At 64.4% G+C, this 13,669-nt stretch carries 15 protein-coding genes; 7 read left to right on the top strand and 8 right to left on the bottom strand.

From position 1 onward, the window contains the following. Positions 1-23 precede the first annotated feature (23 nt). Together tolQ and ybgC are read right to left on the bottom strand one after the other, a co-directional pair. Positions 24-743, bottom strand: coding sequence for a protein TolQ (tolQ, locus tag DFR48_RS15815; RefSeq protein ID WP_112689823.1), 720 nt, complete (start codon positions 741-743; stop codon positions 24-26). A gap of 194 nt (positions 744-937) precedes the next feature. Next, positions 938-1,399, bottom strand: coding sequence for a tol-pal system-associated acyl-CoA thioesterase (gene ybgC / locus DFR48_RS15810; protein WP_114364186.1), 462 nt, complete (start codon positions 1,397-1,399; stop codon positions 938-940). A 122-nt stretch (positions 1,400-1,521) separates the two neighbouring features. Between ybgC and DFR48_RS15805 the strand changes: the two genes are divergently transcribed. Genes DFR48_RS15805 through DFR48_RS15795 form a run of 3 tightly spaced genes read left to right on the top strand, consistent with a single transcriptional unit; the run spans position 1,522 to position 4,498 of the window. Continuing rightward, positions 1,522-2,742 (top strand): NAD-dependent epimerase/dehydratase family protein, encoded by a 1,221-nt coding sequence (locus tag DFR48_RS15805; RefSeq protein WP_114364185.1) that lies wholly within the window; start codon positions 1,522-1,524, stop codon positions 2,740-2,742. Next, positions 2,742-3,611: a glycosyltransferase gene (locus tag DFR48_RS15800; protein ID WP_245415637.1), complete on the top strand. Its 870-nt coding sequence runs from the start codon at positions 2,742-2,744 to the stop codon at positions 3,609-3,611. The genes DFR48_RS15805 and DFR48_RS15800 overlap by 1 nt, the downstream gene beginning before the upstream one ends. Next, complete coding sequence (locus DFR48_RS15795) at positions 3,608-4,498, top strand: NAD-dependent epimerase/dehydratase family protein (protein WP_114364183.1); 891 nt, start codon at positions 3,608-3,610, stop codon at positions 4,496-4,498. Before DFR48_RS15800 ends, DFR48_RS15795 begins: the two co-directional genes overlap by 4 nt. 22 nt (positions 4,499-4,520) lie before the next feature. Here the strand turns inward: DFR48_RS15795 and DFR48_RS15790 are convergent, their stop codons facing one another. From DFR48_RS15790 to ruvC, 6 genes are all read right to left on the bottom strand, one after another. After that, a complete protein-coding gene (locus tag DFR48_RS15790; protein WP_114364182.1) occupies positions 4,521-5,087 on the bottom strand; it encodes a DinB family protein in 567 nt (188 codons plus the stop codon). Between the two features lie 28 nt (positions 5,088-5,115). Beyond that, positions 5,116-6,156, bottom strand: a complete 1,041-nt coding sequence (gene ruvB / locus DFR48_RS15785) for a Holliday junction branch migration DNA helicase RuvB (RefSeq protein ID WP_114364181.1) — start codon at positions 6,154-6,156, stop codon at positions 5,116-5,118. Beyond that, complete coding sequence (locus tag DFR48_RS15780) at positions 6,153-6,569, bottom strand: type II toxin-antitoxin system VapC family toxin (RefSeq protein WP_114364180.1); 417 nt, start codon at positions 6,567-6,569, stop codon at positions 6,153-6,155. The genes ruvB and DFR48_RS15780 overlap by 4 nt, the downstream gene beginning before the upstream one ends. Beyond that, complete coding sequence (locus DFR48_RS15775) at positions 6,548-6,832, bottom strand: AbrB/MazE/SpoVT family DNA-binding domain-containing protein (protein WP_112689815.1); 285 nt, start codon at positions 6,830-6,832, stop codon at positions 6,548-6,550. Before DFR48_RS15775 ends, DFR48_RS15780 begins: the two co-directional genes overlap by 22 nt. Before the next feature lie 64 nt (positions 6,833-6,896). Then, the gene (gene ruvA, locus DFR48_RS15770) at positions 6,897-7,514 is read right to left on the bottom strand and encodes a Holliday junction branch migration protein RuvA (protein WP_114364179.1); all 618 of its coding nucleotides are present in this window, start codon (positions 7,512-7,514) and stop codon (positions 6,897-6,899) included. 34 nt (positions 7,515-7,548) lie between these two features. Further along, entirely contained in the window at positions 7,549-8,061 is a 513-nt protein-coding gene (gene ruvC / locus DFR48_RS15765; protein ID WP_112689813.1) for a crossover junction endodeoxyribonuclease RuvC, read from the bottom strand. Positions 8,062-8,234: 173 nt separating this feature from the next. On the opposite strand from ruvC, the gene DFR48_RS15760 reads away from it, so the two are divergent. The 4 genes from DFR48_RS15760 to DFR48_RS21790 all read left to right on the top strand — a co-directional run bounded on the left by DFR48_RS15760 (position 8,235) and on the right by DFR48_RS21790 (position 13,291). Further along, entirely contained in the window at positions 8,235-9,236 is a 1,002-nt protein-coding gene (locus tag DFR48_RS15760; protein WP_114364178.1) for an LLM class flavin-dependent oxidoreductase, read from the top strand. A 220-nt stretch (positions 9,237-9,456) separates the two neighbouring features. Continuing rightward, complete coding sequence (locus DFR48_RS15755; protein WP_114364177.1) at positions 9,457-11,778, top strand: methyl-accepting chemotaxis protein; 2,322 nt, start codon at positions 9,457-9,459, stop codon at positions 11,776-11,778. Between the two features lie 247 nt (positions 11,779-12,025). Next, positions 12,026-12,796: an outer membrane protein gene (locus DFR48_RS15750; RefSeq protein WP_114364176.1), complete on the top strand. Its 771-nt coding sequence runs from the start codon at positions 12,026-12,028 to the stop codon at positions 12,794-12,796. Positions 12,797-12,964: 168 nt separating this feature from the next. Continuing rightward, positions 12,965-13,291 (top strand): hypothetical protein, encoded by a 327-nt coding sequence (locus tag DFR48_RS21790; RefSeq protein ID WP_147273553.1) that lies wholly within the window; start codon positions 12,965-12,967, stop codon positions 13,289-13,291. Positions 13,292-13,669 lie beyond the last annotated feature (378 nt).

Here is a 13,669-nt window from a genome sequence, read left to right as displayed (position 1 = left end):
TCAGTCTCCGTAACCGGCCGCCCTTACTGGGCGGCCTGACGCGGTTGCAGCTTCTCGTCGATCTGGCGCGAGAGGATGGCCGAGAATTCGTCGGCGAAACCTTCCATGCGGGCCGTCAGCTTGCCGGCGTCGCCGGAGAAGCGGTTGTAGGCGATAACCGCGGGAATAGCGGCGACGAGGCCGATCGCGGTCGCGAGCAGCGCTTCGGCGATACCCGGGGCGACGACGGCGAGATTGGTCGATTTCGACCCGGCGATCGCCTGGAACGAGGTCATGATACCGACGACGGTTCCGAAGAGGCCGACGAAGGGCGCGGCCGAGCCGATGGTGGCGAGCGAACCGAGGCGCGCTTCGAGCTGCTCGGATTCACGCGCAAGCGTCACATCCATCGCGCGGTCGATACGCATCTGCAGGCCGATCGGCGAACGGGCGCCGCGCTCGAAACTCTTCTTCCACTCCCGCATGGCGGCGACGAAGATCGCGCCGAGGCCGGTATTGTTGCGCTCGGCGAGGGTCCGGTAGAGTTCCTCGAGCGACTGGCCCGACCAGAACACCTGCTCGAACTGGTCGAACTGTCGCCGTGCCCTCGTGTAGCTCATCGTCTTGTCGATGACGATCGCCCAGGTCCAGACCGAGGCGGAGAGCAGCCCCAGCATGACCAGTTTCACCACGAAGCCCGCCTGTATGAACAGGCTCCAGAGGCTCACGTCCTGCGTCGCTGCCGCCAAATCAACTGCTTCCATCGCTTTGTAATCCCCGAAATCCAAACGCCCGGCACGAGACCGGGCGGTTCAAGATTGCTTGCCTATCAAGGAGTCCGGTCGCCATCCGCTTCAAGCTCCCAGAACGCCTTGTTGCGTTCAATTTTGGTCAAACGAAGGCGTGCGTCGCACAAATCTGCACGCTGCCAGTAAGCATCGATATGGTTAAAACATCGTTAGCGCGGCGCTTGTGCGCTCGATGTGAGAAACTGTGTCGCGAGCGTCTCCGGCAGGCGGCGCGGGCGCCCGAGCCGGTTGACGACGGCAATCGTCACCTTCGCCGCGATCAGCAGCTGCTCGCCGCGGCGGATCTCCTGGTCCAGCACCATCTTGGCGCCGCCCGCCTTCACCGTCGTCGTCAAAATCTCCAGCACGTCGTCCATGCGCGCCGGGCTCTTGAAGTCGATCTCCATCCGGTGAACCACGAAAACGAGGCCCTCGTCATCGATCCCCAGAAGGGCGCTCTGCTCGACGCCGAGGCAGCGCAGATAGTCGGTGCGGCCGCGCTCCAGGAAGTGCAGATAGCGGGCGTGATAGATCAGCCCCGAGAAATCCGTGTCTTCGTAATAGACCCGCTGGAGCAGGCGATGGCCGGTTTCGACGAGCTCGCCGCATATGGAAATCGCTTTGTTCGTCAACGTTTTATCCCTTTGCACTCTCAATAGTCTGGGGTTTTGTGGAGCCCGATCGCCGGCATTGTAGTTCTGTCACAAATGGGCATTATCAGAAATCGAGCTCAACGGGCACAGGAGTCGATACCATGCGAATAGCAGTTATGGGCGGTGATGGTTTTGTCGGCTGGCCGACGTCCTTGCATCTTTCCGATGCCGGCCACGACATCCACATTCTCGACAATCTCTCCCGCCGCTGGATCGATACCGAACTCGGCGTCCAGTCGCTGACGCCGATGGATTCCATCCAGGAGCGCACCCGTGTCTGGCATGCGGAAACCGGGCGTCGCATCCATTTCCACCTCATCGATCTCGCCCGCGACTACGAGCTCCTGAAGAACTGGCTCGCCGAATACCGGCCGGATGCGATCATCCATTTCGCCGAACAGCGGGCAGCGCCTTACTCCATGAAGAGCGACCGCCACAAGAACTACACCGTCAACAACAACATCAACGCGACTCACAATCTGCTGAATGCGCTGGTCGAGCTCAACCTCGACGCTCATCTCGTGCATCTCGGTACCATGGGGGTCTACGGCTATTCGACCGTGGGCGCGGCGATCCCCGAGGGCTATCTCCCGGTCGGGGTGGAGACGACCTCCGGCGAGACGGTCGCCCAGGAGATCCTCTATCCCGCCAATCCCGGCTCGATCTACCACATGACCAAGTGCCTGGATCAGCTTCTCTTCCAGTTCTACGCGAAGAACGACGCGCTCAGGATCACCGATCTTCACCAGGGGATCGTCTGGGGCACGCACACCGAGCAGACGCGGCGCCATCCGCAGCTCGTCAACCGTTTCGATTATGACGGCGACTACGGCACGGTGCTCAACCGCTTCCTGATACAGGCGGCGATCGGCTATCCGCTGACGGTGCACGGCACCGGCGGGCAGACGCGCGCCTTCATTCACATCCAGGATTCGGTTCGCTGCATCGAGATCGCCCTCAACAATCCGCCGGCGCGCGGATCTCGGGTCGAAATCTTCAACCAGATGACCGAGACGCACCGGGTGCGCGACCTCGCCGAGATGATCGCCGGCATGACCGGTTCGGAGATCGCCTGGCTTCCCAATCCGCGCAAGGAGGCGCCGGAGAACGACCTGATCGTCAAGAACGACAAGTTCCTCGGCCTCGGGCTCGAACCGACGACGCTTGAGGGCGGGTTGCTCGACGAGATTGTCGAGGTGGCGAAGAAGTTCGCCTACCGCGTCGACCGTTCGCGCGTGCCGGCCGTCTCGGCCTGGACGAAGGACATCGCCAAGACGATCAACCGCGATCCCGAAGGCAAGAAGCTGAAGTCCGTCTCATGATGATGGGCAGCGAAACCCTGCGGGGCATCCGCTCCGCAACGGCGGCCCGCTCGCGGGAAGCCTATGTCACGCTGGTGACCAATGCCGACTATGCCATGGGGGCTGTGGCGCTCGCCCGCTCGATCCGCCTCTCCGGCAGCCGCGCCGACATCGTCGTTCTCCACACCGAAGCCGTCGGGGCGGCCGATCTTGCGTCGCTGGAGGCGCTCGACTGCCGGCTGGTCGAGGTCGAGCACCTGCCGCTCTCCGATGCCTTCAACGAGCGGCATGCCCGCGGGCGGCTGCATGCGGATGCGCCCTTTACCAAGGGGCGCAAGCCGTCCTTCCACACACCGCTCGACAATTTCTGCAAGCTCCGGCTCTGGCAGCTCATCGACTACCGCGCCTGCATCTTCATCGATGCCGACGCCATCGTCCTCAAGAACATCGACCGGATGTTCGAATACCCTGAATTCTCCGCAGCGCCGAACGTCTACGAGAGCCTTGCGGACTTCCACCGGCTGAATTCCGGCGTCTTCGTCGCCCGGCCGTCGCTGCTGACCTTTGAGGCCATGCTGCGCAGGCTCGACCAGCCGAACGTCTTCTGGCGGCGGACGGACCAGACCTTCCTCGAAGCGTTCTTTCCGGACTGGCACGGCCTGCCGGTCTTCATGAACATGCTGCAATACGTCTGGTTCAACCTGCCGGAGCTGTGGGACTGGAAGGCGATCTCCGTCCTCCACTATCAGTATGAGAAGCCGTGGGAGGCCGATCATCCGAAGAGCGCCGCGCTCCGGCCGCTGATCGATCTCTGGCACGCCTATCGCACCGGCGATGGCATCCCCGACCTTGCGGCCCTTCCCGATCCCGCGCGGGCGGAGGTCGCATGAAGGTTCTGGTGTCCGGCGCAACCGGCCTCGTCGGGCGCTATGTCGTCGAGGAACTTCTTGCTGCCGGATACGTGGTCGTCGTCGCCGGCCGCCAGGCGCCGCCGCCGGGTCATTTCTCCCGTCCGGTCGGGTTCCGGCCGCTCTCCCTCGATCCGCAGGAGGATCACGCGACCGCCTTCGACGACGTCTACCATTTCGTCCACGCCGCCTTCGACCACCTGCCCGGAAAGTATCGCGGCGGCGAGGGGAGCGACCCGGCCGGCTTCCGGCGGCGCAATCTCGACGGCACGGTGGCGCTCTTCGAGGCGGCGAAGACGGCCGGGCTGCGGCGCTGCGTCTTCCTGTCGAGCCGTGCGGTCTATGACGGCTGCCGCCAGCCTGCGCCGTTCCGGGAGGATATGGTGCTCGCGCCCGAAAGCCTCTACGGCGAGGTCAAGCTGACCGCCGAGCGGGCCTTGTCCGACCTTTCCGCGCCGGGATTTGCAGGCACGAGTTTGCGGCTCACCGGCGTCTACGGCGATCTCCGGCCGAACAAGTGGGACGGCCTCTTCGCGGACTATCGCGCCGGCCGGCCGGTCGCCGCCCGCGCCGGCACCGAGGTGCACGGCCGCGATGTCGGCCGCGCGGTGACACTCATGCTGCAGGCGGACGCCTCGAAGGTCGCGGCGCAGTCCTTCAACGTCTCCGACATCGTCGTCGACCGCCGCGACCTCATTTCGCTCTACGGAGCGCTCGTCGGCTGTCCCCATCCATTGCCGGAGGCGGCCGATCATGCCGGGATCGGGGAGATGGCGACGGACCGCATCCGGGCGCTCGGCTGGCAGCCGGGCGGGCGGGCGTTGTTCGAGGCGACGATCGGCAGCCTCGCCGGGCAGGACGCCGGCTGAGGTCCGGAGCGGTTTTTCGCCCTCAGCGCATCAGCTCGGCTTCGGTCCAGCCGAAGGCCGCCATGGCGTCCCGCCGTGCCGCCGCATCGTCGCCGACGATGAACTCGTCGAGCTGCGGCGGCTTCACGGTGGTTCCGGCGAGCATGGCATGGACCTGCCCGCGGTGATGGGTCTGGTGCTGGAAGAGGTGGCTCAGGATGTCGTCGCAGCGGTCGTGCTGCACGCGGTTACCGCGATGAACGGCGACCACCCGCGCGAGATCGCCAGCTTTCAGCCGGTCGCAGAAATCGAGAAGCCGCCGGTCGACGGCCGTCTGCGCGGCGACCAGCGCCGACAGGTCGTGGAACGGTTCCTCGTCCTCCCAGGCCTTCGGCCCCAGCGTCCCGCCTTCGAGCGCATCGACGTAGAACCAGTCGACGACGAGGATATGGTTGAGGGTCTTGAGGATCGAGGGAAAGAAGCTGGTGCGCGCCGCTTCCAGCTCGCCCGGCTGCAGGCGCGCGCAGGCCGTATGCAGCCGCCAGTTGGCGAGCGCATTGTTGCGCGCGAGCTTGCGGAAGACGCGGGTGGGGTCGGTCAGGTCGTCCATCGCTGCACTCCCTTCGTCTGTGATCGGACTATTCGTCCTCCAGCGTCAGCCGGAACTGCGCGGCCTCGAGGTCCTTCGGTGGCTGCATGCCGAGGTGCTTCCACGCCGTTGCCGTCAGCACGCGCCCGCGCGGCGTGCGCTGGATGAAGCCCTGCTGGATCATGTAGGGCTCGATGATGTCCTCGATTGCGTCGCGCGGTTCGGACAAGCCCGCGGCGATCGTCTCGATGCCGACCGGGCCGCCGCCGAAATTCACCGCGATCATGTTGAGATAGCGTTTGTCGAGCTGGTCGAGGCCCATATTGTCGACCAGAAGCCGGGTCAGCGCCTCGTCGGCGATCTCGCGGGTGACGGCGTCGGCGCGGGCCACTTCGGCAAAGTCGCGCACGCGGCGGAGCAGCCGGCCGGCGATGCGCGGCGTGCCGCGGGCGCGACGGGCGATCTCGCGGGCGCCTTCGTCCGTCATGCCGAGCCCCATCAGCCGGGCGCCGCGCCGGACGATGCTTTCGAGTTCCTCGACCGTGTAGAAGGAGAGCCGCACCGGAATGCCGAAGCGGTCGCGCAGCGGCGTCGTCAGCAGGCCGAGACGGGTGGTGGCTGCGACGAGAGTGAATTTCGAAAGGTCGATCTTGACCGAGCGGGCGGCCGGGCCCTCGCCGATGATGAGGTCGAGCTGGAAATCCTCCATCGCCGGATAGAGGATTTCCTCGACCGCCGGGTTGAGGCGGTGGATTTCGTCGATGAAGAGGACGTCGCGCTCCTCGAGATTGGTGAGCAGGGCGGCGAGATCGCCCGCCTTGGCGATGACCGGACCGGAGGTCGAGCGGAAATTGACGCCGAGCTCCTTCGCCATGATCTGGGCGAGCGTCGTCTTGCCGAGGCCGGGCGGACCGACGAACAGCACGTGGTCGAGCGCCTCGCCGCGTCCCTTCGCCGCCTCGATGAAGATCTTCAGGTTCGCCCGCGCCTCGGCCTGGCCGGTGAACTCGTCGAGTGACTGCGGGCGCAGGGTGGCGTCGATGTCCTCGCCGCGCTTGTCGGGGGAGAGGATGGGATTCGGGGTGCTCATGCGAGAAGTTCCATGCCGGGTATTATCTTTGCGGCCTTTCGGTCGAAGGTGACGACTTTGCTGCAGCCGGCCCTCATTGCGGCCCAAGCGACCAGGTTGTCGGCGAGCGTGTCCACCGGCGGATTTTCCTCCGAAAGCAGCAGGCCGAGTTCCTCGGCGTTTTCCATCACAACGTCCTCCGACGCAAGGAGAGACAGCAGCAGCTCGGCGATCTGCGGCTGCTGATAGCCCAGCCTTCTGCGCAGGACCCATACCAGTTCGGCCAGGACAATGCCGCTGATATAGGCAGGGTCCCCGGCCGAGCGCTCGGAGAGGAAACGACGAGCCCTCTCGTTCTGCTCCGGATCGTCGATGACGACCAGGCGCAACAGGATATTCGTATCGACGCCGATCATTTCCGGCCTTCGTGCCATTCCCGCGTGATCCGCGCGTCATCCTCGGCGGCGGCATCCATGATCGCCTCGTCCATATCCTCGGCGGTCATGCCCGCACCAAATGGAGGCTTGCCCAGAACGCCCGCGAGATCGGCCAGTTTCTTGTTCTTCGGGGTGGCCACCACCTGCCCGTTACGCACCGTCACGTAGAAGCGGGTGCCCGGAGCGAGGTTCAACTGGTCGCGCACGTCCTTCGGGATCGTGAGCTGTCCTTTCGAGGTCATCGTCGTCAATGCGCCCATCTCTCGCCCTCCGGCTCGGTGTTCTTGCGGCAATAGTACCAGTAAGATGCCGGGTATCAAATTCTCACCGCGACAGCTCCTTCAGCCCCAGCCGGATGAGCTTGGCGCTGTCGGCGCCTTCGCCGGCATTCTTGAGCGCCGCTGCCACGGCATTTGCGGCTTGTTCGCGCGAATAGCCGAGATTGGTGAGCGCCGAGACGGCGTCGGAGACCGGGGCAGGGGCGACGCCTTCGCCGAGCTCCTGCTTCAGGCCGATCGTGCCGGCCGCGTCGCCGGCGAAGGCGGGTGCCTTGTTCTTGAGCTCGGTGACGATGCGCACCGCGACCTTCGGCCCGACGCCCGGCGCACGCGAAATCGACGTCTTGTCCTGCAACGCGATCGCGTTGGCGAGTTCGGACGGGGTGAGGGTGGAGAGGACGGCGAGCGCGACCTTGGTGCCCACGCCCTGCACGCTCTGCAGCAGGTTGAACCATTCCCGTTCCAGTGCGGTCAGGAAGCCGAAGAGCTTCAGCTGGTCCTCCCGGACATAGGTCTCGATGAAGAGCACGGCCGCCTCGCCGGCTGAACCGAGCTTCGAGAGCGTGCGCGAGGAGCAGTGGGCGATGTAGCAGACGCCGTGGACGTCGATCAGGGCGTAGTCGCTGCCGATTTCCTCGATGGTGCCTTTGAGCTTGCCGATCATGAAGTGTGGTCCGTCGGGTGGTGGGGGCGAATTGTCAACCGGTGGCGAGAACCCTGCGCATCCGCTCGCCGCCGCGATTGTGGGCGTGGCAGATGGCGATCGCCAGCGCGTCGGCGGCGTCGTTGCCCTTGAACTCGGCCTTCGGCATCAGGATCTTCAGCATCATGTGGATCTGCTGCTTTTCGCCGTGGCCGACGCCGATCACTGACTTCTTCACCGCGTTGGGTGCATACTCGGATACCGGCAGGCCGGCGCGGGCCGGAACCAGCATGGCAACGCCGCGCGCCTGGCCGAGCTTCAGCGTCGCGACCGCGTCCTTGTTCACGAAGGTCTGTTCGACCGCCGCCTCGTCGGGCTTGTAGGAATGGACGATCTCGGCAAGTCCGTCATGCAGCTGGCAGAGGCGCGAGGCGAGATCCATGTCTCCGTCCGAGGTCACGGTGCCGGAGGCGACGAAACGCAGGCTGTTGCCGAGCGTCTCGATGACGCCCCAGCCGGTGCGCCTGAGGCCCGGATCGATACCGATGATGCGAATCGCACTTTGCATGGTTCACCCTATTCCGTCTCCCGGAGGGTTTGCCAGCAAAATGTGAACAAAACAAAAACATTCAACAACAAGGGATCGTGATCGGCGTCGGGGCGACACCAGACTGGCAATCACACTCCGGCTTTCTAAATAGAGTTTTCCGACCACGAGAGAACGAGACGCAGGGGCTGCCGATGATACCTTTTTCGATCCTCGACCTTTCACCGATCGCCGAGGGACACACCGTCGGCGAGGCGTTGGACGCGTCACGGCGGATGGCGCAGACGGCCGAGGCCTCAGGCTACAACCGCTTCTGGCTCGCGGAACATCACGGCATGCCGGGGATCGCGAGCGCCGCCACGTCGATCGTCATTGCGCATGTCGGGGCGGCGACCTCGCGCATCCGCATCGGGTCCGGCGGTGTCATGCTGCCCAATCACTCGCCGCTCGTGATCGCCGAGCAGTTCGGTACGCTGGAGGCGCTCTTTCCCGGCCGCGTCGACCTCGGCCTCGGCCGGGCGCCGGGCACCGACATGCGCACGGCGCGCGCCCTGCGCCGCAACCTCGAAGCCTCCGCCGACAGCTTTCCGCGCGACATCATCGACCTGCAGCGGCTGCTGGGCCCCCGGCAGGAGGAGCAGGCAGTGATCGCGGTGCCCGGCAACAACAGCAATGTGCCCCTCTGGCTTCTCGGCTCCAGCCTTTACAGCGCCCATCTCGCCGCCGCGCTCGGCCTGCCTTACGCCTTCGCCTCGCATTTCGCGCCGGACCAGCTGATGGAAGCGATCGCAATCTACCGCGAGCGCTTCGAACCGTCGGAGCAGTTGCAGCAGCCCCATGTGATGGTCGGCGTCATAGCGGTCGCGGCCGATACCGACGCCGAGGCGCGGCATCTCTTCACGTCGGCGCAACAGCAGTTCGTCAATCTGAGGCGCAACGTCCGCCGGCCGTTCCCCCGTCCGGTCGAGACGATGAACGGGCTCTGGTCCGACGTCGAGCGGATGGGCGTCGAGCACACCCTTCGCTATGCAGTGGTCGGCGCGGCCTCGACCGCCGAAGAGAAGCTCTCCCGTTTCCTCGACGAGACGGGCGCCGACGAACTCATCATCTCGACGCCGGTCCACGATGTCGAGGCGCGGCTCCGGTCGATCGAGCTTTTCAGTGGCTTCTCAGGGGTGATGAGGCCGGTCCAGTGACGACTGGCGGCGCGCACGATTTATCGTCACCAAGGGTATTTTCACCGGCTTTTCAGCGCTTTTGCGAGATGTAGCCCCTCAAATTAACCGGTGTTTAAATAAACCTTCCCAAGGGTAGAGCATCACGGTCCGTCTGGCACCGCGCTCATCCGCGCGTCGACGGGCCGTATCAAGGGGAACCGTGCCGCAAAGGCGCGAAGCGGGAAGGCTGGATAGAGTTATGCATTACCGGTTCAATTCACTGTCCTCGAAAGTCATTGGTATCTTTCTTCTGCTCACGGCGGCGTCGGTCGGCGTGCTGAACGTTCTTGCCTATTACACGTCGAGCAGCATTTTCGGTCGCCAGACCTATCATGCGATGGAGAGCACGCTCACCTTCCGCGGCGACATGCTGAAGGAACAGCTCACGCAGATGGAGAACCAGGCGACCTCGATCGCCAAGATCGAAAGCCTGCAGCAGGCGGTGACCTCGCTGAAGAGCGGCTGGAACACGATCGTGAAAAACTCGGGCGATGCCCATGCGGAACTGCGCTCGGTCTTCGTCGACAAGAACCCGAACCCCGCGAACGAGCGCGAGAAGCTCCTGAAGCCCGAGGGTCCGAGTGGCTTCTACTACGGGGCGCATGAAAAGACCCAGGCCGAGGTCGCCGGCTTGCTCGCAGACACACAGTTCCGTGACCTGCTGATCGCCGACCAGACCGGCAACATCGTCTATTCCTACAAGAAGGACCGCTCGTTTGCCGAAAACGTGACGACCGGCGACTTCCAGGCGTCCGGCATCGGCCGCGCCTTTGCCGCCGGCGCGGAAGCCGCAGCCGGCGCGACGGAGGATGCAGCTCCTACGCGCTTCTCCGGGCTTGTCGTCGGTGCTGATCCGTCCTCGCCGGACATCTATTTCGCAGTGCCGGTCGTCAAGTTCGGTGCCTTCAAGGGCGCGATCCTCTTCCAGCTCAAGGAAAGCGCCGTCGCCGGCATCCTCTCCAAGGGCATCAGCGCCGAGAGCGGGGAGCGTTCGGCGATCCTTTCCTCCGACGGAACCGGCATCGCGCTTTCGCAGGACGGTCATCTTGCCGACATCTCCGCCGCTCCCTTCGGTTTCACCGCCGATGCCATGGCTGCCACCGACACCGTCATCGCCGATTTCGACCGCGACGGGGATACCGCCCGTGCCTATGCCCGACCGATCTCCTTCGGAGAACACGGTTTCCTGGTGGTCGAGAGCATCGGTCTTTCCGAACTCAATGCCGGCTCCCTCGAGATTGCCGGCATCCTGACGGCGATCGCCGTTGCCGCACTCGCCGTCATGGCGGTCGCAACCGGCGTTCTCACCCGCCGCCTGTTCGCGCCGCTCGCCAAGCTTGCAACCGTGACCGGCGATGTTGCGAATGGCAAGCTCGATGACGTGGTCGGTAACCAGGAGCGCAAGGACGAGATCGGAACCATGGCGCGTGCGCTCGAACGCTTCCGCACGGCACTCATCGAACAGCATCGGCTGGAGGCCGTGAGCGAGGAAAACCGCGAAAAGTCCGAAGCCGAGCGCCGCCAGCGCTTTGCCGAGCGCGAAGCCGAGGCCCGCACGCTGCAGGCGGTTGTGGAAGCGCTGGACGAGGGCCTCGACCGGCTTGCCAGCGGCGATCTTGCCTTCCAGATCTCCCAGGCATTCCCGCAGGACCTCGAAGGCCTGCGCCACAACTTCAACAAGGCGCTGTCGACCTTGAGCCAGACGCTCTCGGGCATCGGCGGAAACTCCGTCGCCGTCCGCGAGGGTTCCGAAGAAATGCGTGCCGGCGCCGATCAGCTCGCCGCCCGCACCGAGCGTCAGGCGGCTGCGATCACCGAGACGGCAAGCGCGATCAAGGCGATCACCGACGCCGTGAAGACGCAGATCGCCCGCGCCGAGGACGCCGAGCGGCTCGCCCGCAACGCCAAGAACGACACCGAGCATTCCGGCCACATCATGCGCGACACGATCGCGGCGATGGAGGCGATCCAGACGTCCTCGCAACAGATCAACCAGATCATCGGCGTCATCGACGAGATCGCTTTCCAGACCAACCTTCTGGCGCTCAATGCAGGCGTCGAGGCGGCGCGTGCCGGCGAAAGCGGCAAGGGCTTCGCAGTCGTCGCCCAGGAAGTGCGTGAGCTCGCCCAGCGTTCGGCCGCCGCCGCCAAGGAGATCGCGAGCCTGCTTGCGAAATCGACGAGCGAGGTGGCGAACGGTGTCTCGCTCGTGGAAAAGGCCGGCTCGGCACTGGAGGGTATCGGTGCCCACGTCGTCGCGATCAACGGGCAGATCGGCGAGATCATGGAATCGACCCGCGAGGAAGCGCAGACGCTGGTCGAGATCAACAGCTCCGTCGGTCAGATCGACATCATGACGCAGCAGAATGCAGCCATGGTTGAGGAAACGACCGCCGCCATCCATCGCCTCGCCTCCGAGGCGGTGGAGATGGACCAGCGGCTCGGCCAGTTCCAGCTCGCCCAGTCCGGGCGGCCAGCCGACGACCGATACGGACACGACGCGATGCGCCGCGCCGGCTGACCTCTACCGCGGCAAATCCAGAGCAACACTATAGTGCCGGCCTCGGGCCGGCATTTTCTTTGCCGATAGTGCGGGCCGTCACACCCGGCAGGGTCGTCCACAGTAAAAACTCCTAAAAAGTATGGTTAAGTACTAGAGTTAACGAGTACGCTTAATGTCGTGTTAACTCCGATTTGCGATCATCCGGTCCATACAAGCACGCAGCGCCGATCCCTACGGCCAAAGAAGGTGCGCGGAGTAACAACAGATGACCAGATTGCCCATAGCATTTGCAGCAATGCTCTTCGCAAGTACGTCGGCTTTTGCTGCTGACCTTTATGTCGACCCCGGCCCGGATCCGGTCGCGCCCGCATTCGGCGGCTTCTACCTGCGCGGCCACCTCGGCATGAGCAACCAGCAGCTCGGCAGCCTGCAGCACACGCTCTTCAACGACGTGGAGTTTCACGAGTTTCTTGACGAAGGCGGCTTCGACAGCGCGCCGCTCGCCGGCATCGGCGTCGGCTACCAGTTCAACGACTGGCTGCGCGCCGACGCCTTCGTCGAATATCGCGGGGACGCGAGCTTCTCGGCGCTCGACCGCTACGGCCACACGGGCGCGGGGGGCACCGTATGGGACGCGACCAACGACTATGCCGGCACGAAATCGGAATGGCTGCTGATGGCGAACGCCTATGTCGACATCGGCCACTGGTACGGCATCACACCCTATGTCGGCGCCGGTATCGGCGCGTCGCGGAACACGATCTCCCACTTCCAGGACGTCAACGTTCCGACGGCGGGCGTCTCCTACGGTGATACGGCCTCGACCTGGAACTTCGCCTGGGCGCTCCACGCGGGGCTCGCCTATCAGGTCACCGATCGCATGACCCTCGATCTCGGCTATTCCTACATGAACCTCGGAGACGCCAAGACCGGCGATCTCAAGGCCTATGACGGCTCGGTGGTCAACGAGCCGATGCACTTCAAGGACATCACGTCCCACGACATCAAGCTCGGCTTCCGCTATTCGCTGCAATAGCCGCGTAGCAGGCGGAGCACCTACCGAAAGCCGCCGGAGCGATCCGGCGGCTTTTTCGTTGCGGGACGCTTTTCTTGTCCCCGTCAGTTTCCCGTCAGGTACCGGTCAGGCATCCGTCAGCCAGTGTTGAATATACATAATCCCATCTTCAACACGGAGGACTGACCAATGAAGACCTACACCGCAGTATTCGCCGCCCTTCTCGCCGCTTCCACTTCCTCGTTGCTTTCCGCCCCGGCCATGGCCACCGAAAAGTGCTCCACCGTCGCCCAGTGCCTCGGCCACGATTCTTCCTCGTCCGCACGGGGCGACCAGTCGAACGACGACAACGGCACGGCCGGCGACACCGACCGTAACCGCGAGCGCAACGAACGCAACGGCAATGACGACAACGGCCGCGGCGAGAACGACAACGGTGCCGGCCACGACAGCGGCAACGACAGCGGCCATGACGGGGGCAGCGACCACAACGGTGGCGGCGACAACGACGATTGATCCGGACACCCCCGGAGCTGATCAGGGCGGCGGCAACGCCGCCCTTCGCATGTCTGGCATCTCCTTGATATGGCCGCCGACGGGCGATCAAGTGCCTTCGGCGATGCGTGCCACGCGCGCATCGATCTCGCGGTCGGAAAAGACCGCGACGCCGGCCCGTCGCAGAAGTGCCGCCGTCACACCTGCGCCATCGTGGTGCCGACCTTTCCTTCTTCCACTTTTCTTCCCCTGTCAGTTTCCCGTCAGGTGCCGGTCAGGCATCCGTCAGTCAGCGTTGAGTATACATGATCCCATCTTCAACACGGAGGACTGACCAATGAAGACCTACACCGCAGTATTCGCCGCCCTTCTCGCTGCTTCCACTTCCTCGCTGCTTTC

Origin of the sequence: Ciceribacter lividus (assembly GCF_003337715.1) — a bacterium.
In the GTDB taxonomy this organism is placed as follows: domain Bacteria; phylum Pseudomonadota; class Alphaproteobacteria; order Rhizobiales; family Rhizobiaceae; genus Allorhizobium; species Allorhizobium lividum.
Note: the sequence above shows the minus strand (reverse complement) of the source record. Positions and strands in the feature narration are given on the sequence as shown.